The 18,094-nt window shown below is 72.8% G+C and carries 20 protein-coding genes and 1 tRNA gene; 15 read left to right on the forward strand and 6 right to left on the reverse strand.

Features of this window, described 5'->3' with window-relative positions:
• Window positions 1–74: 74 nt before the first annotated feature.
• The 9 genes from ACFPCY_RS37915 to ACFPCY_RS37955 all read left to right on the forward strand — a co-directional run bounded on the left by ACFPCY_RS37915 (window position 75) and on the right by ACFPCY_RS37955 (window position 9,420).
• Window positions 75–1,172: an ABC transporter substrate-binding protein gene (locus tag ACFPCY_RS37915; RefSeq protein ID WP_378263739.1), complete on the forward strand. Its 1,098-nt coding sequence runs from the start codon at window positions 75–77 to the stop codon at window positions 1,170–1,172.
• Window positions 1,169–2,101 (forward strand): hypothetical protein, encoded by a 933-nt coding sequence (locus ACFPCY_RS37920; protein ID WP_378263741.1) that lies wholly within the window; start codon window positions 1,169–1,171, stop codon window positions 2,099–2,101. The genes ACFPCY_RS37915 and ACFPCY_RS37920 overlap by 4 nt, the downstream gene beginning before the upstream one ends.
• A 1-nt stretch (window position 2,102) precedes the next feature.
• Window positions 2,103–2,945 (forward strand): ABC transporter permease, encoded by an 843-nt coding sequence (locus ACFPCY_RS37925; protein WP_378263743.1) that lies wholly within the window; start codon window positions 2,103–2,105, stop codon window positions 2,943–2,945.
• A gap of 7 nt (window positions 2,946–2,952) precedes the next feature.
• Window positions 2,953–3,975 (forward strand): ABC transporter ATP-binding protein, encoded by a 1,023-nt coding sequence (locus tag ACFPCY_RS37930; RefSeq protein ID WP_378263745.1) that lies wholly within the window; start codon window positions 2,953–2,955, stop codon window positions 3,973–3,975.
• 83 nt (window positions 3,976–4,058) lie between these two features.
• Complete coding sequence (locus tag ACFPCY_RS37935; protein WP_378263747.1) at window positions 4,059–5,021, forward strand: CE1 family esterase; 963 nt, start codon at window positions 4,059–4,061, stop codon at window positions 5,019–5,021.
• 49 nt (window positions 5,022–5,070) lie between these two features.
• Window positions 5,071–6,255, forward strand: coding sequence for an amino acid deaminase/aldolase (locus tag ACFPCY_RS37940; RefSeq protein ID WP_378263749.1), 1,185 nt, complete (start codon window positions 5,071–5,073; stop codon window positions 6,253–6,255).
• Between the two features lie 105 nt (window positions 6,256–6,360).
• Entirely contained in the window at window positions 6,361–7,035 is a 675-nt protein-coding gene (locus ACFPCY_RS37945) for an SIMPL domain-containing protein (RefSeq protein WP_378263751.1), read from the forward strand.
• On the forward strand, window positions 7,032–8,147 hold the full coding sequence (locus ACFPCY_RS37950) for a carbohydrate kinase family protein (RefSeq protein WP_378263753.1): 1,116 nt from the start codon (window positions 7,032–7,034) through the stop codon (window positions 8,145–8,147). The genes ACFPCY_RS37945 and ACFPCY_RS37950 overlap by 4 nt, the downstream gene beginning before the upstream one ends.
• 4 nt (window positions 8,148–8,151) lie before the next feature.
• Window positions 8,152–9,420: a family 4 glycosyl hydrolase gene (locus ACFPCY_RS37955; protein WP_378263755.1), complete on the forward strand. Its 1,269-nt coding sequence runs from the start codon at window positions 8,152–8,154 to the stop codon at window positions 9,418–9,420.
• A gap of 49 nt (window positions 9,421–9,469) precedes the next feature.
• On the opposite strand, the gene ACFPCY_RS37960 is transcribed toward ACFPCY_RS37955, so the two are convergent.
• On the reverse strand, window positions 9,470–9,775 hold the full coding sequence (locus ACFPCY_RS37960) for a DUF3618 domain-containing protein (protein ID WP_378263757.1): 306 nt from the start codon (window positions 9,773–9,775) through the stop codon (window positions 9,470–9,472).
• A gap of 129 nt (window positions 9,776–9,904) precedes the next feature.
• Here ACFPCY_RS37960 and bcp point away from each other — a divergent pair, with 129 nt between their 5' ends.
• The 6 genes from bcp (at window position 9,905) to ACFPCY_RS37990 (ending at window position 14,698) form a co-directional block, all read left to right on the forward strand.
• Window positions 9,905–10,372, forward strand: coding sequence for a thioredoxin-dependent thiol peroxidase (bcp, locus tag ACFPCY_RS37965; protein ID WP_378263759.1), 468 nt, complete (start codon window positions 9,905–9,907; stop codon window positions 10,370–10,372).
• 86 nt (window positions 10,373–10,458) lie between these two features.
• A tRNA-Leu gene (locus tag ACFPCY_RS37970) sits at window positions 10,459–10,532 on the forward strand.
• Between the two features lie 159 nt (window positions 10,533–10,691).
• Window positions 10,692–11,657 carry an anti-sigma factor RsbA family regulatory protein gene (locus tag ACFPCY_RS37975; RefSeq protein ID WP_378263761.1) on the forward strand — a complete coding sequence of 322 codons (966 nt, stop codon included), beginning with the start codon at window positions 10,692–10,694 and terminating at the stop codon, window positions 11,655–11,657.
• Window positions 11,658–11,737: 80 nt separating this feature from the next.
• Complete coding sequence (locus ACFPCY_RS37980; RefSeq protein WP_378263763.1) at window positions 11,738–12,637, forward strand: MEDS domain-containing protein; 900 nt, start codon at window positions 11,738–11,740, stop codon at window positions 12,635–12,637.
• The gene (locus ACFPCY_RS37985; protein ID WP_378263765.1) at window positions 12,634–13,590 is read left to right on the forward strand and encodes an anti-sigma factor RsbA family regulatory protein; all 957 of its coding nucleotides are present in this window, start codon (window positions 12,634–12,636) and stop codon (window positions 13,588–13,590) included. The genes ACFPCY_RS37980 and ACFPCY_RS37985 overlap by 4 nt, the downstream gene beginning before the upstream one ends.
• A gap of 247 nt (window positions 13,591–13,837) precedes the next feature.
• Window positions 13,838–14,698 carry an MEDS domain-containing protein gene (locus ACFPCY_RS37990; protein ID WP_378263767.1) on the forward strand — a complete coding sequence of 287 codons (861 nt, stop codon included), beginning with the start codon at window positions 13,838–13,840 and terminating at the stop codon, window positions 14,696–14,698.
• 38 nt (window positions 14,699–14,736) lie between these two features.
• Here ACFPCY_RS37990 and ACFPCY_RS37995 read toward each other — a convergent pair whose 3' ends face one another.
• The 5 genes from ACFPCY_RS37995 to rph all read right to left on the reverse strand — a co-directional run bounded on the left by ACFPCY_RS37995 (window position 14,737) and on the right by rph (window position 18,058).
• A complete protein-coding gene (locus ACFPCY_RS37995; RefSeq protein WP_378263769.1) occupies window positions 14,737–15,447 on the reverse strand; it encodes a hypothetical protein in 711 nt (236 codons plus the stop codon).
• A complete protein-coding gene (locus ACFPCY_RS38000; RefSeq protein ID WP_378263771.1) occupies window positions 15,437–15,964 on the reverse strand; it encodes a SigE family RNA polymerase sigma factor in 528 nt (175 codons plus the stop codon). Before ACFPCY_RS38000 ends, ACFPCY_RS37995 begins: the two co-directional genes overlap by 11 nt.
• Before the next feature lie 19 nt (window positions 15,965–15,983).
• Complete coding sequence (locus ACFPCY_RS38005; protein ID WP_378263773.1) at window positions 15,984–16,514, reverse strand: hypothetical protein; 531 nt, start codon at window positions 16,512–16,514, stop codon at window positions 15,984–15,986.
• A gap of 219 nt (window positions 16,515–16,733) precedes the next feature.
• The gene (rdgB, locus tag ACFPCY_RS38010) at window positions 16,734–17,342 is read right to left on the reverse strand and encodes an RdgB/HAM1 family non-canonical purine NTP pyrophosphatase (RefSeq protein ID WP_378263775.1); all 609 of its coding nucleotides are present in this window, start codon (window positions 17,340–17,342) and stop codon (window positions 16,734–16,736) included.
• Window positions 17,339–18,058, reverse strand: coding sequence for a ribonuclease PH (rph, locus tag ACFPCY_RS38015; protein WP_378263777.1), 720 nt, complete (start codon window positions 18,056–18,058; stop codon window positions 17,339–17,341). Before rph ends, rdgB begins: the two co-directional genes overlap by 4 nt.
• Window positions 18,059–18,094 lie beyond the last annotated feature (36 nt).

The following is an 18,094-nucleotide window of genomic DNA, read 5'->3' on the forward strand; positions in this document are numbered from 1 at the left end:
GCGGGGGTTAGACATGCCCACACGGCGGGGATCCGTGCCCGCCCCTCCCCCGTCTGACGAAACGAGGCTTGACGATGAGAACTCCCCGCGCGTTCGTCGCCGTGGTGGCGGCTGCCGGGCTGTTCGGCCTGGCGGGCTGCGGCGGATCCGGCGGCGCGGCCGACGGCTACGACTGGGCGAAGGCCCCGGACACCGCCAAGATCGCCGAGCAGGGGAAGAGCCTGCCGACCTACGGCCTCGCCCCCGACTGGGCCAACTACGAGGGCGTCATCAAGGCCTTCTGCGCGAAGTACAACGCCACGTGCGACCACAAGGACACCGACATGTCCTCGGCGGACGAGATCCAGAAGTTCGACGCCGAGCAGAAGAACCCGGTCGGCACGGCCAGCGACATCGGGCTGATGTGGGGGCCGGTCGCCGAGGCGAAGGGCGTCGTGCCCAAGTACACGCCGCCGTCGGCGGGCAAGCTCAAGGACTGGCAGAAGGCCAAGGACGGCGGCTGGGTCGCGACGTTCTACGGCGTGCCCGCGTTCGTGGTGAACACCGACAAGGTGAAGAACCCGCCGACGAAGTGGGACGACCTGCTGAAGCCCGAGTACAAGGGGCAGGTCGCGATCAAGAACCCGACCGCCTCGGGAACCGGGCAGGCGATGCTGGTCGCGGCGGCCGTCGCGCACGGCGGGAGCATCGACGACCTCGCGCCGGGCTTCGACTTCTTCGCCAAGCTGAAGAAGTCCGGCAACCTGTCGGACGCGAAGATGAGCGAGGACACCCTGGAGAAGGGCGAGGCGCCCATCCAGATCAACTACGACTTCAACGGGGTCACGCAGAAGGGCGAGCTGGGCAGGAAGGGCGTGCACCTGACCGTCCAGGTGCCGCAGGACGGCTCGATCTGGGCGCCGTCCGGGCTGATGGTCAACAGGTACAACACCGCCAAGGGCGACTTCCTCAAGGCGTTCCTGGACTTCGTCCTCAGCGACCAGGCGCAGATCGAGTTCGCCAAGTCCGGCGCGCACCCGGTGCGGGCGGTGAACGGCGACCTGACCGTCCCGGCGGACGCGAAGACCAACTGGCTGCCCGAGCAGCAGTACTCGGTTGTCAAGGAGGTCGAGTACTCGAAGATCAATCCCGAGGACATCGTCCGGCAGTGGGAAGCGAAGGTCGTGGCTTGACGACCCCGCGCGTCTCCCCGACGGTGGCCGGCGACGCCCGCGCGAGCGGCGCGTCCCGGCCTCCGGCCGCGCTCGGAGGACGCCGCCCGGCCGCGCTCGGCCGGTGGCTCCTGCGGCTGCTCGCCGGGTGGCTCCCGGCGCTGCCGCTGCTCGTGTTCACGCTCGGCATGCTCGTGCTGCCCGCGCTGCGGCTCGTCCACGACACGTTCGCGCTGCGGTCGGGCGGGTTCGGCATGGACAACATCCAGAAGGTCGCCGACAACCCGGTGGACCGCGAGGCCATCGCCAACTCGCTCGAACTCGGCGCGCTCCAGGCGACGCTCGCGGCGGCGCTCGGCATGCCCGCCGCGTGGCTGATCTCGCGGATGCGCGTCGCGGGCCGCGCGACCTGGCTCGCGCTGATGAACGTCGCGTCGAACTTCGCCGGGATCGGGCTGGCGTTCGGGTTCGTCGCGCTGATCGGCACGACCGGGATGCTCACCCACCTGCTGGACGTGTCGTTCCCCGCGACCGGCTCGTTCACCGGCATGAACATCGCCTACCTGTACTTCAACATCCCGATGTTCGTGCTGCTCACGCTGCCCGCCGTCGCCGTCCTGAAAGAGGACTGGTGGGAGGCCGCGCAGGTCTGCCACGCGACCCGGTGGCAGTTCTGGCGGCGGATCGGCGCGCCGGTGCTCGCCCCGTTCGCGGCGGCGGGCTGGCTGCTCATCTTCACCTGGACGATCGGCATCTACGCCGTCGCGTACGCGCTCGCGTCCGGGCCGCAGTCGGTGAAGCTGATCACCCTGCAGATCGGCGCGACGCTGGAGTCGTCGGTGTTCGGACTGGAGCGCGCCGCCGTGCTGTCGGTGCTGCTCATGCTGCTCGCGGTCGTGTCGACCGTGCTCTACCGGCTGGCCATCCGCCGCGCGACGAGGTGGTTGTGACATGAGAAGCAGGCTCGGCTCGCGGGTGTTCCTGGCGCTGCTCGCGCTGTACTTCGCGCTGCCGCTGGTCGCGGCGCTGCTGTACTCGCTGGCGACGAAGTGGGGCGACACCGTCCTGCCGTCCGGGTACACGCTGCACTGGTGGGTGGAGGTGTTCTCGCGTCCGGAGGTGTCGGGGGCGCTCGGACGGTCGCTCCTGCTGTCGGCGGTGACGCTCGCGATCGACGTGCTGCTGGTCGTCCCGGCGGCGTACTGGTCGGTGGTGCACAACCCGCGCATCGGATCGGTGGTCCAGACCGTCACGGTGATCCCCTTCGCGATCCCGTGGGTGGTGATCGCGGCCGGGCTCCAGCTCGTCGTCAAGGACACGGTGCCCCAGCTGTTCGGCACGTTCTGGCTGCTCGCCGCCGCCACCGCCGCGATCGCCTTCCCGTTCCTGTACTGGGCGGTGGAGAACGCGCTGCTCGCCGCCGACGCGCGGCGGCTGAGCGAGGCCGCCGCGACGTGCGGCGCGCATCCGATGGTCACGCTCGTCCGGGTGGTGCTGCCCGCGATCCGGGGCGGCATCGTCTCCGGCTCGCTGCTCGTCGCGGCCACCGCGATGAACGAGTTCGCGCTCGCGAAGGTGCTCGTCGGAACGCGCTACGAGACCCTCCCGCTCTGGTCGGCGCGCGTGTTCACCTCGCGCACCGGCAACGACCCGAACGCGCTCGCGGTCATCACGATCTTCACGTTCGGGCTGCTGTTCGCGCTGTCCGCGCTGGTGGTGTGGCTCGGCCGCGGCCGGGCCGCGGCGTCCACGCTGGCGCTCGCCCGCACGTCGTCCTCCGCTGAGAAAGGCTGACAACCCCATGTCCCACGTGGTGCTGAACGGCGTCACCAAGCGGTACGGCCCGCACGTCGCGCTGGACGCGGTGGACGTGTCGGTCGCCAAGGGCGAGATGCTCGCGCTGCTCGGACCGTCCGGCTGCGGCAAGACGACGCTGCTGCGCTGCATCGCCGGGCTGAACGACGCCGACGCCGGGACGATCTCCATCGGCGGCGCGGACGTCACGCGCATGCCCGCGCGCAAGCGGCCGATCGGGATGGTGTTCCAGTCGTACGCGCTGTTCCCGAACCTGTCGGCGGCGAAGAACATCGCGTTCCCGCTGACCGTCCGGCGGCGCGAGCGCCGGGCCGCGGCCGCGCGCGTCGAGGAGCTGCTCGCGCTGGTCGGCCTGGAGGAGCACGGGCACAAGCTGCCGAACCAGCTCTCCGGCGGGCAGCAGCAGCGCGTCGCGCTGGCCCGCGCGCTCGCCCCCGACCCCGAGGTGCTCCTGCTGGACGAGCCGCTCTCCGCGCTGGACGCGCAGGTCCGCACCCGGCTGCGGGACGAGGTGCGGCGCATCCAGCACCAGGTCGGGATCACGACCGTGTTCGTCACGCACGACCAGTCCGAGGCGCTCGCGATCTCGGACCGGGTCGCGGTGATGAACGCGGGCCGGATCGAGCAGTGCGCGACGCCGCCCGAGGTGTACGCCGCGCCGTCCACGCGCTTCGCGGCGGGCTTCGTCGGCAACCGCAACACGCTCGAACTCCCCGTCGCGGACGGACGCGTCGCGTGGGGCGAGGCGTTCGACGTCGAGGCGCCGTCCGGCGACCGCGCGCTGTGCCTGTTCCGTCCGGAGGACGTCGAGATCGGCGCGGACGGCCCCGGCCTCGCCGCCACCGTGGACGTCAAGGTCTTCCTCGGCGCGGTCACCCGCGTCTACGCGACGCACGACGGGACGACCGTGTTCGCGGACGTCCCGTCCCGCTCCGCCGCCGGCCTGAGCGACGGCCAGGAGGTCTTCGTCCGCGTCGCGCCCGACCACGTCCAGGTGTTCCCGGCCTGATCCGATCGGGGCTCCTCCGGGCGGTCGCGCTTGTCATACGCGTAAGTAGTTTCGGTGGTCGCGAGGCGGTTAGGTTCGGCCGTATGCGCCGGAATGTGCTGATCGTCCTTGCCGCTCTGCTCGTCCTGGCCGCCGGGCTCGCCGGCTGCTCGGACGATCCGAAGGACGCGGGGCCGTCCGGCAAGCCCGGCCACGGGTCGCCGGGCGCCGCCGCGCCCCGCGAGGTGGACGGCATCCCCACCGCGTCCGGCACCTACAAGCAGAAGCTGGACGTCGGCACGCCGGGCCACCGCGAGTTCCTGCTGCACGTCCCGCCCGCGCTCCGCGACCGCAGGTGGAAGGACGGGCGCCCCGCCGAGCCGCTGCCGCTCGTGATCGCGCTGCACGGCGGGCTGGCGACCATGGCGCAGATGCAGTCGCTGTCCGGTTTCGACCCGGTCGCGGACGACAAGGGCTTCCTGGTCGCCTACCCGGACGGCTTCCTCACCACCTGGAACGCGGGCGACTGCTGCGGCGCGGCGAAGATGGGCAAGATCGACGACGTGGGGTTCCTGACCAAGCTGATCGACCGGCTGAACTCGGCCGGGCTCAGCGACCCGAAGCGCGTGTTCGTGACCGGGTTCTCCAACGGCGCGGGCATGGCGTACAAGATGGGCTGCGACGCGGCCGACAAGGTGGCGGCGATCGGCGTGGTCGAGGGGGCGCTGGTGACCGAGTGCGACCCGTCCCGTCCGGTGTCGACGATCATCTTCCACGGGACGGCCGACAAGAACGTGCCCTTCGACGGCGGCGGACGGCGCGACATCAACGACGACCGGCCGTATCCTCCTGTCTCGTTCGCGGTGAACTTCTGGCGCGCTCATGACAAGCTGCCCCGGCCGAAGGCGACCACGCTGACGGCCCAGAGCGGGAACGTGGAGTGCTCGTCCAGCACGCGGGACGGGGTGGCGCTGGCCCTGTGCAAGGTGATCGGCGGCGGCCACGCCTGGCCCAAGGGCGCGGCCCCGATGCTCTGGGAGTTCTTCGCCGCGCACGGACGATCATGAATTACATGAAGCAGTTTCATATATGACCGATTTGTGGCACTGTGGGGCCATGAACCTCCGGGACCGCTACGACGCCGCCACGGCCGGGCTCGACGCCCCGTTCGCGATCGTCGACCTCGCCGCGCTGCGCGCCAACGCCGCGGACCTGGTCCGCCGCGCGGCCGGCAAGCCGATCCGCGTCGCGAGCAAGTCCGTGCGCTGCCGGGCGATCCTGGACGAGGTCCTCGCCATGGACGGCTTCGCCGGGATCATGGCGTTCACCCTCCCCGAGGCCCTCTGGCTCGCCCGCGAGGGCGTCAGCGACGACATCCTCGTCGCCTACCCGACCGCCGACCGCGCCGCGCTGCGCGAGCTGGCCGCCGACGAGCACGCCGCCTCGGCCATCACGCTCATGGTCGACTCCGCCGACCACCTCGACCTGATCGAGCGGCACGGCGCCGGACGCCCGATCCGCGTCTGCATCGACATCGACGCGTCCTACCGCGTGCTCAACGGCATGCTCCAGATCGGGCCGCGCCGGTCCCCGCTGCACTCCCCCGAGCAGGTCCGCGACTTCGCCGAGACCGTGCTCAAGCGGCCCGGCCTGCGGCTCGTCGGGCTGATGGCCTACGAAGGCCAGATCGCGGGCGTCGGCGACTCGGTGCCCGGGCAGGCCGCCAGGTCGCGCGTCGTCAAGGCCATGCAGAAGCGGTCCCGGCTGGAGCTGGCGAAGCGGCGGGCGGCGATCGTCCGGGCCGTCCGCGACCTGACCGACCTGGAGTTCGTCAACGGCGGCGGGACGGGCAGCGTCGAGAACACCGTCCGGGAGAAGGCCGTCACCGAGGTCGCCGCCGGATCCGGGCTGTACCAGCCGCACCTGTTCGACTACTACTCCAACTTCCGGGGCCGTCCCGCCGCGCTGTTCGCGCTGCCCGTCGTCCGGCGTCCCGGACCCGGCGTCGTGACCTGCCTCGGCGGCGGGTACCTGGCGTCCGGCACCGCCGACGACCTGCGCCTCCCCCGCCCCTACCTGCCGACCGGGCTGTCGTTCAACTCGCTGGAGGGCGCCGGCGAGGTGCAGACGCCGCTGCACGGCGACGCCGCCGACCTGCTGTCGCTCGGCGACCGCGTCTGGTTCCGGCACACCAAGGCCGGCGAGCTGTGCGAGCGCTTCGCCGAACTGCACCTCATCGACGGCGAGCGGACCGTCGCGACCGTCCCGACCTACCGCGGCGAGGGCAAGACCTTCCTGTAAGGCCCGGACTCGTGGCCACGGCGCGACTTCACTCTCCGCGACGACCGTGTTCTTGTAACGCGAGACACACCCCTCGGCGGTGCTGTACCGGTTAAGTTGGCCGTTATGAGCCACGCTCCGGTCATCAGCGTGCGCGGCGAGGCGGTGCTGGAGGCCCCGCCGGAGATCGCGCGCCTGTCCGTCCACGTGCGGGTGCAGGAGGGCGACCGCCGGACGGCGCTCGACAAGCTCACCGCCCACAACCGGCGGTGTCTCGACCTGCTCGCGTCCTACGGCGACGCCGTCGAGCGCACCGAGACCGGCGACGTCTACATCACCCCGCTCGTGAAGTACCGGCGGCGCGAGGGCGACATCCGCGCCTACCAGGGGACGGTCTGGACCAAGGCCACCGTCGCCGACTTCACCGTCCTCGGCGAGCTGGTCACCCGCCTCGCCGACTTGGAACGCACCACCGTGGACGGCCCGCACTGGGCGCTGCGCCACGACTCCCCCGTGCACGCGCGCGCAGCCGAACTCGCCGCGCACGCCGCCGTCGCCCGCGCCCGCCGCTACGCCGCCGCCCTCGGCGCGTCGCTCACCGACCTGATCGAACTCTCCGACGAGGGCCTGACCAGGCACGACGACTCCTGGATGCTCGCCGAGGGCGCGCGCGGCGCCTACGCCGCGGCGGCGCCCGGCGGCGCCGGGGAACCCGAGGCCCTCGACCTCTCGCCGCAGACGCAGGTCGTCACCGCCGCGGTCGTCGCCCGCTTCCACTCCACCGCGCCGGACCTCGCATGACCGCCCCGGGAACCCCTCTCGAAACGTCCGCCCCTCCTTCCGGGAGCGGCGCCGGCACCCCGGACCCGTGCGGGGAGCGCGGCCCGGGCGTCGGCACCGGGCGCGGCGGGCTGGACGTCTTCCTGGCCGGCCAGGTCTTCATGGACATGATCTTCACCGGGCTGCCCGGCCTGCCGCCGCCCGGGACCGAGCTGGTCACCGACGGCCTCGGTTCCGCGCCCGGCGGCATCGCGAACATCGCGGTCGCGATGAGCCGGCTCGGCCTGCGCACCGGCCTCGCCGCCGCGTTCGGCGACGACATGTTCGGCGCCTACCTGTGGCGGACGCTCGCCGAGCAGGAGGCCGTGGACCTGTCGTCCTCGCTGCGCGTCCGCGGCTGGCCCACCCCCGTCACCGTGTCGCTCGCCTACGACGCCGACCGCAGCATGGTCACCTACACCCGGCCGCTCGACCTGCCCGCCGACTCCCTCGTCGCCGAGCCCCCGCCCGCCCGCACCTGCTTCGTCGACATCGACCGCCCGGTGCCGCAGTGGGCGCTCGCCGCCCGCGCGAACGGCTCGCTCGTCTTCGCCGACCTCGGCTGGGACCCCACCGAGACCTGGTCCAGCCACGTCCTGGACCGCCTGGACGACGTGGACGTCTTCCTTCCCAACGCCGTCGAGGCCATGGCCTACACCCGCACGTCCACGCCCGAGGCCGCGCTCGACGTCCTCGCCGGACGCGTCGGCACGGTCGTGGTGAAGCTCGGCTCGGCGGGCGCGATCGCCGCGTCCGGGACCGAGCGCGCCGCCGCTTCCGCGCTGCCCGTCCGGGCGCTCGACCCGACCGGCGCCGGCGACGTGTTCGCCGCCGGGTTCGTGTTCGCCACGCTCAAGGACTGGCCGCTGGAGCAGCGGCTCCGGTTCGCGAACCTGGTCGCGGGCCTGTCCGTCCGGCACCACTCCGGCTCGCTCGGCGCGCCCTGCTGGGGCGAGATCGCCGCGTTCGGCGAGTCCGGCGAGGTCCCCGCCGAGGACCTGGAGAAGTACGCCTTCGTCGTCCCGCACATCCCCGAGGCCGAGATCGGGCGCGGCCCCGACTCGGTGACCCGCGCCGAACCCACGCTGAGGTGACCCAGTGAAGATCGCGATCATCGGGGCGGGCAGCGGCTACATGCCCGGCGTCATCCGGGGCCTGCTGCACCGCGCCGGCTCCCTCGCCGGGACCGAGCTGGCCTTCCACGACGTGGACGCCGCCCACCTCGACGTCATGACCCGCCTCGCGCGCACCATGTTCGCCGCCCGCGGCGCGTCCTTCACCGTCACCCCGCACACCGACCTCAAGCCCGCCGTGGACGGCGCGTCCTACGTGTTCACCACGTTCCGTCCCGGCGGCATGGCCGCCCGCCACCTGGACGAGTCGATCCCGCTCGCGCACGGCGTCGTCGGCCAGGAGACCGCCGGACCCGGCGGCTTCCTCATGGCCTGCCGCTCCGTCCCCGTCCTGCTGGAGATCGCCGCCGCCGTCGACCCCGGCGCCTGGATCGTCAACTACACCAACCCCACCAACATCGTCACCGACGCCGTCACCCGGCACACCGGCGCGAACATCATCGGCCTGTGCGACCAGCACGTCGGCGACACCGAGATGTGGGCCGGCCTGCTCGGCCTGCCCTTCGACCGCCTCGAAGTCGACTGGACCGGACTCAACCACGCCACCTGGGCCGAACGCGTCCGCCTCGACGGCGTCGAGATCGACCTCGCCGCCAAGCTCGAAACGCTCGAAATCCCCGGCGGCGGCGCGACACCGTGGCGCGACCCGTCCCGCATGGCCGAACTCGGCAAAGCCCTCGGCTTCCTACCGAACTCCTACGCGAAGTACTACTTCTTCCACGACGACGTGGTGGCGGAACTCCGCGCCAAGGGCACCACGCGCGCGCAGGACATCATGGCCATGCTCCCCGACTACTACGCACAGGTCGCCGGCGAAGCGGACAAGCCCGACCCGGACCCGTCCCGCGAACGCGGCGGAGGCGAGCACGGCGAGTTCGCCGTCGAGGTCATCTGCGCCCTCCACCACGACGAGCACCGCCGCGAGATCGTCAACGTCCCGAACCGCGGTGCCCTCCCGGACCTCCCCGACGACGCGATCGTCGAGGTGCCCGCCCTGGTCGGACGGTCCGGACCCGTCCCCCTCACCATGGGCCCGCTGCCCGCGCCCGTCCGCGGCCTCACCCAGGCCGTCCACGCCTACGAACGGCTCGCCGCCGACGCCGCCGTCACCGGATCGCGCCGCCTCGCCCTCCAGGCCCTGATGGCGCACCCGTTCGTCCGCAGCAAGCACACCGCCGAGAAGATCCTGGACGAGGGCCTCGCCGCGCACGCCGCCGACCTCCCCCAGTTCTGACGCGAAAGGCGCCGGTCCACGAATCACGGACCGGCGCCTCCCCGAAAGCTCAGCGACGCTTGGAACGCCGCCGCATCAGCCCGAGGACGGTCAGCCCGACCACCACGCCCACGCCGACCATTACGACCTTGGGGTTGATCGGACCCGGCTCACCGTCCTCGCCGGGCAGCCGGATCGCCGTGTCGACCGTCCGGCGCACCTGCTCGGCCTCCTCCTTCAGCCGCTCCGCGCCCCGCTGCGCGACGTTCCTCGGGTTGACCCGGTCCGCGAGCTCGTCGATCGTGCGCGCGAGCTCCTGCCTGGACCGCTCGATCTCCCGCTGGAGCGCCTGCGGGTCGCTGGACCTGTCAGCCATTCCCTAGTCCTATCGTCTCTGCCGCCGAAGTCGCATGATCCGAACAGTGTTGCAGGTCCATCCGGGAAACGCCCGCGCCACCCCAGCCGGTAGGTTGGAGCCGAGCGTCCCGAACGAAAGGCGGAACAGGTGTCCGAGCGGTTGCAGCCAGGCGATGACGCGCCGGCGTTCGAGCTTCCCGACGCCGACGGAAAGCCGGTCTCGCTGGACTCCCTGCGCGGCAGGAGGGTCGTCCTCTACTTCTACCCCGCGGCGATGACCCCCGGCTGCACCAAGGAGTCGGTCGACTTCCAGGGCAGCCTCCCCGACCTGGAGGCCGCCGGCACCACCGTCGTCGGCATCTCCCCCGACAAGCCCGCCAAGCTCGCCAGGTTCCGCGAGAAGGAGGGCCTGACCTTCCCCCTCCTCTCCGACCCCGACGCCGAGGTCCTCAAGGCCTACGGCGCCTACGGCGAGAAGAAGCTCTACGGCAAGACCGTCGTCGGCGTCATCCGCTCCACCTTCGTCATCACCCCCGAAGGCAAGATCGAGAACGCCTACTACAACGTGAAGGCCACCGGCCACGTGGACCGCATCCGCCGCGAACTCGCCCTGTGATCCCGTCGTAGCCCTGCAAGTACACGCCCGAACTGCCACTCTCAGACCGGCACCTACGCTGGTAGGCTCGACAACCGAAAAACGCCGGGGCCGTAGCCCAATGGCAGGAGGCAGCAGGTTTAGGTCCTGCGCAGTGCGAGTTCGAGTCTCGCCGGCCCCACGGTTTCGCGATGAGGGGCGGCCGGCCGGCCGCCCCTCCCGCGTTCACAGTTTGAAAACGGGGGCTCGGCAAGAGGGGCGGGCGCGCCTAGGGTGAGGGTGAGAGCCGCCCGTGGGAGTGTGTGGGGCGGAGCGGCCGACACTGACCGGGTGGGGCACCGTGAGCCAAGCTTTCAGCCATCGCGTGCTTCCGTACGACCGCGCGGACGACCTCCTGGACGGCGCGCTGCCGTTCCTGCGGGAGGGCATCGAGAACGGTGACCGCGTCCTCGCGGTCACGACGCTGGCGATGCACATGCTGCTGCGGGACAAGCTCGGCGCGGACGCGGCGGGCGTGGAGTTCTTCGAGTCGGACAAGTGGTACGCGCATCCGGCCCGGTACCTCGCCGACACGGTGGGGATGGCCGAGACCGCGGCATGGCAGAAGCGGCGGCTGCGGGTGCTCGGGGAGCCGGCGTGGGCGCGGCGCGGGGAGCTGGAGCTCCTGGAGTGGCAGCGGGTCGAGGCGATCACGAACGCGGCGTTCGCGGAGACGGGGGCGGCGCTGCTGTGCGCCTACTCGCGGTCGCTGCCCGCGGGGGTGGTCGCGGCGTCCCGGCAGACGCATCCGGAGACGATGCGCGGCGAGGCGACGCAGCCCAACCCCGGCTACCAGGAGCCGTGGACGTACAACGCGCGGCTCGACGCCAAGCCGCTGCCCCCGCCACCGGACGACTCGCTCGACCTCGACATCCAGGTCGCCGACCTGTACTGGATCCGGGCGTACGTGACCGACTTCGCCCGCCGCACGCCGCTGCCCGAGGACGACCTCCAGCGGCTGCTGGTCGCGGTGACCGAGGTGGTGACGAACGCGCTGCGGCACGGCCGTCCGCCGATCACGCTGCGGCTGTGGCTGGAACCGGGCGAGCTGGTGTGCGAGGTGACCGACCACGGGCACTGGACGGAGCGCACCGGCTTCGGGCTGATCCCGCCGAAGCCCGCGGGCGGGGCGAGCCGGTTCGGGCTGTGGGCGGTGCGGCTGCTGTGCTCGATCGTCCAGATCAGGACGGGCCGGGAGGGGACGGTCGTACGGCTGAGGCTGCAGATTCCGGCGGTTCCCGCATCCCTCCCTGTAAACACAGCGTGAGGGACCTTATGCAAAGGGCTTCCCTTTTCCGCCATCGGGCGTACGCTGGACGCGTCCGCGACAACCTGGATGGGCAGGCCATGGAGACCACCCCCTGGTTCTACGAACGTCCCGTCAGCGAGGTACGGCCGGGCGACCACGGCCTGCTCGGCTACGCCGACGCCGAGGAGCGCGACCGGGTCGTCGGTCCCTACGTCCGGGCGGGCCTGGCGACGGAGGAGAAGGTCGTCTACATCACCGACGAGCCGGCCGAGCGGCTGCCCGGTCTGGCGCGGTGCTCGCTCGACCTGGTGAAGCTGAAGTCGTCGCGGCAGCTGCGCGTGCTGACGCGGCGGGAGGCGTGCCTGAGCCGCACCGGCGCGTTCGAGCCGGCGAAACTGGCCGACACGCTGCACCGGGAGAAGGAGTCGGCGTTCGGCGAGGGCTGGCGGGCCGTCCGGGTGACGATGGACTCGACCTGGCTGATGACCGAGCCGGGCGGTTCGGACACCGTGCTGAGCTGCGAGGACCGGCTCGACCAGGCGATCTCGCCGAGCACGATGGCGATGGGCGTCTGCCAGATCGACGTGCGCAAGTGCGGGGCGCGGCAGTTCAGCGCGCTGCGCGAGACGCACGAGGTGCTGGTCCGGGTGGACGCCGAGTTCGACGACGGCATCCTGACCATCCGCCGCATCTACGGCCCGTTCGGGCTGCAGCTGCGCGGCGAGCTGGACGCGTCGCGGCACTCGCACCTGTCGGAGCATCTGCTGCGGGCGATGGGCAGCCGCAGCGGTGACATCCATCTGAACGTCGCCGACCTCGACTTCATCGACATCGGCGGCCTGAACCTGCTGGCGCAGCACGCCGCCGCGCTGCCGGCCGGCGGCGCGCTCATCCTCGACCACCTGCGCCCGGACGTGGAGAACGTCATCACGATGGTCGGCTGGAACCGGTTGCCGAGACTCAGGCCGGGCGTCCGGGCGGGAGGGACCGCCTCATGACCTCCCGGGCGACGGCAGTGACCGAGGCGAGACCGCTGGAGCACCGGGCCTTCCTGTTCGGCGGCCTGGACGACTTCCTCTCGCGCGCCGTCCCGTTCGTCCGGGACGGGCTCGACGACGACGGCCGCGAGGTCGTGGTGGTCGTGGCCGAGCCGCGGCTGACGGCGCTGCGCGACCATTTCCCCGGATGCGCGGACGACATGTTCATCGACGCGTCGATGTTCTACTCGCATCCGGTGCGGACGCTGCGCAGCTACCTGGAGCTGGTGAAGGCCAAGGACCCGAAGCGCGTGCACGCGCTGGCCGAGCCCGTCTGGCGCAGGGAGTGGACCGAGCGCGAGACGCTGGAGTGGGCGCGGTACGAGTCGCTCATCAACGAGGTGTTCAAGGGCACCGGCGCGTCGGCGCTGTGCCCCTACGACACCTACACGCTGCCGCCGCGGATCCTGGAGCACGCGCGGCGGACGCATCCACGGCTCGTCCAGGGCTCGACCGAGACGCGCAACGAGCGGTTCACCGAGCCCGAGGCGTTCTCCGCCGAGGCCGACCGCGCGCGGGTGTTCCCGACGCCGCGCGAGTCGGACTACCTGCCGGTGGCGAGCCACGACCTGCACGAGCTGCGGCGATGGGTCGGCGACCGGTCCGAGCGGCACGGCCTGTCCCGGCAGGACGCGCAGAACCTGGTCACGGCCGTGAACGAGGTCGCGGCGAACGCGCTGCGGCACGGTATCCCGCCGGTCGGGGTGCGGCTGTGGACCGAGGACGCGGACCTGGTGTGCGAGGTCGGCGACAACGGCTACTGGCGCGACTTCAGCCCGCTGGTCGGGTTCGTCCCGCCGCGGACGGCGCTGGACAACGGCTTCGGGCTGTGGACGGTCCGGCTGCTGGTCGACCTGGTGGAGGTGCGCGCGGGCTGGGACGGGACGTTCGTCCGGATGCGCCTGCGCCGGTAGCCGTCCGGTCGCCGCCCGGTCGCCGTCGCGCCGGTGGCGGGTAGGCGGCGGGTTGGTGGGTCGGCGGGTAGGTGTGGTCGATGGGCCGGTTCGTCCGGGTGCGCGGGTCGTTCTTGGAGTGCGCACCGGTCGGTCCGGGTCGTCCGGTTGTCAGATACCGGGAAAACAGGGTGAGGGTTCGGCTACGTGACGTGGCTCGCTGGTCGTACTCTGGACGCATCCGGAAGTGGCCGCGGTGGAAGGCGTTATGGAGACCCTCAGCTCCGCCCGCAGGCCGGTCCGTGAGCTGCGGCCCGGCGACCACGCCTGGCTGGCGTACTCGGGTGAGGACGAGCAGCGCTACGTCGTCGGCTCCTTCGTCCGGGACGGGCTGGACGCCAGTCACAAGGTCATCTACCTCGCCGGCTCGGACGACGTGGACGTGCCGGGCATGACCGGCGCGTCCCCGGACGCCGACCTGCTCACCGTCGTGCCGCTGGAGGACGCGCGCCGTCCGGACGGCCGCTTCGACCCCGGCGCGGTGCTGGAGGCGCTGGCCGGCGAGATCGCCGGGGCCGAGGGCGGCGACTTCGGGACGATCCGGGTCACCGCCGACATGACCTGGGCGCTGGACCTGCCGGACGGCCTGTCCCAGCTGCTGCGCTGCGAGCGGCACATCGAGCGGGCGGTGTGCCCGAGCACGCGCGTGACGGCGATCTGCCAGATCGACCGGCGCCGCCTCACGGTGGACGCCCGGGCCGCGCTCGCCGCCACGCACTCGACGGTCGTGACGCCGAACCCGGAGTTCGCCGACTCGGTGCTCCAGATCGTCCGCACCTTCGATCCGGTGGGCCTGTCGCTGCTCGGCGAGCTCGACGCGTCCCGCCACATGGTGCTGGACCAGTCGCTGAACACCGTCCTGACCGCGAGCCACGGCGAGGAGATCCACCTCGACCTCGCCGGGCTCGGCTTCATCGACCTCGGCGCCCTGAACATGCTCGCCGACGTGGCCGCCCGCCGTTCCAACACCGGCCCGCTGGTGCTCGACAGCATGCCCGTCCAGCTCCGCACGATCATGGAGACCGTGGGCTGGCACATGCTTCCGGGCCTGCGCCTGGGCACCTGCTGACCCCGCCCGGCGTACCGCGGGCGAGGTCAGGGCGCGCCTCAGGGGCCGGGCGTCGAGGTGCCGGTCGGCCGCGTTCCGGGCGGCGTTCCGGGGTGGGTCGGCGTGCGCGGTCCGGATGGCGGTGCGCCCGGTTGGTGGGCGCTCGGCGGTGGCGCGGTCCGGTGGGGCGGCGACGCGGTCGGCGCCTCGCCGCCCGGAACGGGCGCCCCGGATCTCGCGGGCGGTGTCGTCGGTTTCGGCGCGGGTTCGCCCCGCCCGGGCGGCGTGCTCGGCGAAGGCGTGGACGCGGGGCCCGGCGTGCCGGGGCCGGACGCGGGCACCACCCGGTCGGCGGGCCGCGTCTTCTCCTGCACGCCCGGCCCCAGCGTGATCACCAGCGTGACGATCAGCACGGCGGCCGCGACGCCGGCGACGGCCCACCAGCCTCGCCGCAGCCTGGCGGCCCCGGTTCCCACGTTCCCTCCGGTTCCTACGTTCCCTCCGGTTGCTCCTGTTCCGGCCAGGCCCCCGAAGCCGTCCGGATCCGCGGTGGCGTTCCCGGACCGTCCGGCCGTGGTGGACGGGCCGCCGGCGCCCGGACCGCTCGGCGCCGAGCGGCGGAGGAAGGGGACGACGCGGCGGGGTGAGGCCTCGTGGGAGGCGGCGGGCGCGGTCTCGCGGAGGCGGCGGAGCAGTGCGGCGTCCGGCCGGATGTCGTCCGCGGCGCGGCGGAAGTGGTCGCGCAGGGCGGCGCCGAGCTCATCGTCCATGCGTGCGGCCCTCCCGGACGTGCGCGCGCAGCGCCGTCATGGCGCGCGCGGTGTGGCTCTTGACGGTCCCCCGGCTGATCCCGAGAGTGTCGGCGATCTCGCGTTCGCCGAGGTCGCACCAGTAGCGCAGGACGACCACGGCGCGCTGCTGGGCGGGCAGAGCGCGCAGCGCCTCCTCCAGCTCGCCGTCGCCGGGCGGTCCGCCCGGCTGCGGCGCGCGTCCGGCGATGCGGTCGAGATCGGCGACGCTCCCGGCGGGCAGGTCGCGGCGGCGCGCGCGGCGCTTGCTCTCGTCGATGGCCAGGTTGACCAGGACGCGGCGGGCGTACGCCTCCGGATCGCCGTCCGCGAGCCGCCGCCAGCGTTTGGCGACCCGCTCGTAGGCGACCTGGAGGAGGTCCTCGGCCAGGTGCCGGTCGTAGACGAGGAACACGGCGGTGCGCAGCAGTCGGCCCGCGGTGGCGTTCACGAACTCCTCGAACGTGTCCGCCGTCCCGCGGGCCTCCCGGGTGCTCAACGTGGACAGGACCGCTCTCCTAGTGCCCGGCCGTCCCCGGCGCGGTCTTCGGCGGCGCGGGGTGCGCACCGGGGGCGCCCGCCGTCGGCGAGGCGGGGTACGGCTTCGGCGCGGCCTTCCCCGGCGAGGTGGGGTGCGGCTTCGGCGCGGTGGACCTCGTCGGAGGCGGCGCGGGCGACGGGCAGAACACCGGTGCGGGCGCCGCCGTCTTCGGGGGCCGTCCGGGCCGGTACGTCGGCCCGGGATGTCCCGGCCGCGTGGGAGCGGCCGTGGGCGGCACCGGACGGGGGTGCCCCGACCTCGTCGGCGCGGGCGCCGCCGTCTTCGGATGTCCGGGACGCGAGGGCTTGGACGAGGCGCAGGGCGGTCCGCTCGGCGCCGGCATCGGCGGGGCGCCCGCACGCGCCACGTCGTTCGCGGACACGGTGGCCGCCCGCGACGGACCGTCCGAGCCGGTGCCCAGCCAGATCCCGGCGGCGAGCACGCCCGCGCCGCCGAGCCCGGCCACGATCGCCGCGGCCGCGCGCCGCCCGCCAGCTATCTTGATCATGCTGCTCCTCGGGGTAGTCGAACTACACCCGCTACAACCCCCGCTCCCCCGCCCCCGGTTGTCACAGCCCCACATTTTCCGCGAAAACCCCACGCCCCCAAGCAGAAACCCCCGCACAACGGATGCGGGGGCGGTGCGTGAGCGAACGCTCGGGCCTCGGGCCCCTCGGGCCCCTCGGGCCTCCGGCCGCGGACGTTCGGGCCTCGGGCCTCGGGCCGGTCAGGCGGAGAGGGCGCGGGGAAGGATCTCGGCCAGGGCGCGAAAGGCGCGGCCGCGGTGGCTGACGGCGTCCTTCTCGGCCGGGGAGAGCTCCGCGCTGGTGCGGGTCTCGCCGTCCGGAAGGAAGATGGGGTCGTAGCCGAAACCGCCGGTGCCGCGCGGTTCGCGGATGATGGTGCCGTGCATGCGACCGTCCACGACGTGCTCGGCGCGGCCGGGGACGACGAGGGCGGCGGCGCAGAAGAAGTGCGCGCCGCGGTCGCCGTCGCCGACGTCGGCGAGCTGGTCGAGGACGAGGTCGAGGTTGGCGCGGTCCTTGTCGCCGGTCTTCTCGCCGAACCGTCCGGACCAGCGGGCGGACAGCACGCCGGGCATGCCGTTCAGCGCGTCCACGCACAGGCCCGAGTCGTCCGACACGGCGGGCAGGCCGGTGTGCGCGGCGATCGCGCGGGCCTTGAGCAGCGCGTTGCCGGCGAACGTCAGCTCGGTCTCGGGGACCTCGGGCGCGTCCGGGAACGCGTCGAGCCCCACCACGTCGATCCCGTCCAGGATGCGGCGCAGCTCGGCGATCTTGCCCTGGTTGCGGGTGGCGAGGACGATCCGGCTCATCGGCCGAGCGCCTCGGCCTGCAACCGGGTCAGTTCGGCGCAGCCGCCGGCGGCGAGGTCGAGCAGGGCGTCCAGCTCGGCGCGGTCGAACGGCGCGCCCTCGGCGGTGCCCTGCACCTCGACGAAGCGTCCGTCGCCGGTGCAGACGACGTTCATGTCGGTCTCGGCGCGGACGTCCTCGCTGTACTCGAGGTCGAGGCGCGGCTCGCCGTCGACGACCCCGACGCTGACCGCCGCCACGGACGTGACCAGCGGGTCGCCCTTGACCAGGCCGCGCTCGCGCATCCACGCGACGGCGTCGGCGAGCGCGACGTAGGCGCCGGTGACGGCGGCCGTCCGGGTGCCGCCGTCCGCCTGCAGGACGTCGCAGTCGAGCTGGACGGTGTTCTCGCCGAGCGCCTTGAAGTCCACGCAGGCGCGGATCGAGCGCCCGATCAGCCGGGAGATCTCCTGCGTCCGGCCGCCGAGGCGTCCCTTGACCGACTCGCGGTCGCCGCGGGTGTGCGTGGCGCGCGGCAGCATCGCGTACTCGGCGGTCACCCATCCGAGGCCGCTGTCGCGCCGCCACCGCGGCACCGAGTCCTGCACGGACGCGGCGCACAGCACCCGCGTCGCGCCGAACTCGACCAGCACCGATCCTTCGGCGTGATCGAGCCAGCCGCGCTGGATGCGAACGTTTCGGAGCTGGTCTGCCGCGCGATCGTCAGGACGTGCCATGCCCACCACCCTAGTGCCCCGCCCCACCCGCCGAGT

Source organism: Actinomadura gamaensis, assembly GCF_042652125.1.
GTDB lineage: Bacteria > Actinomycetota > Actinomycetes > Streptosporangiales > Streptosporangiaceae > Spirillospora > Spirillospora gamaensis.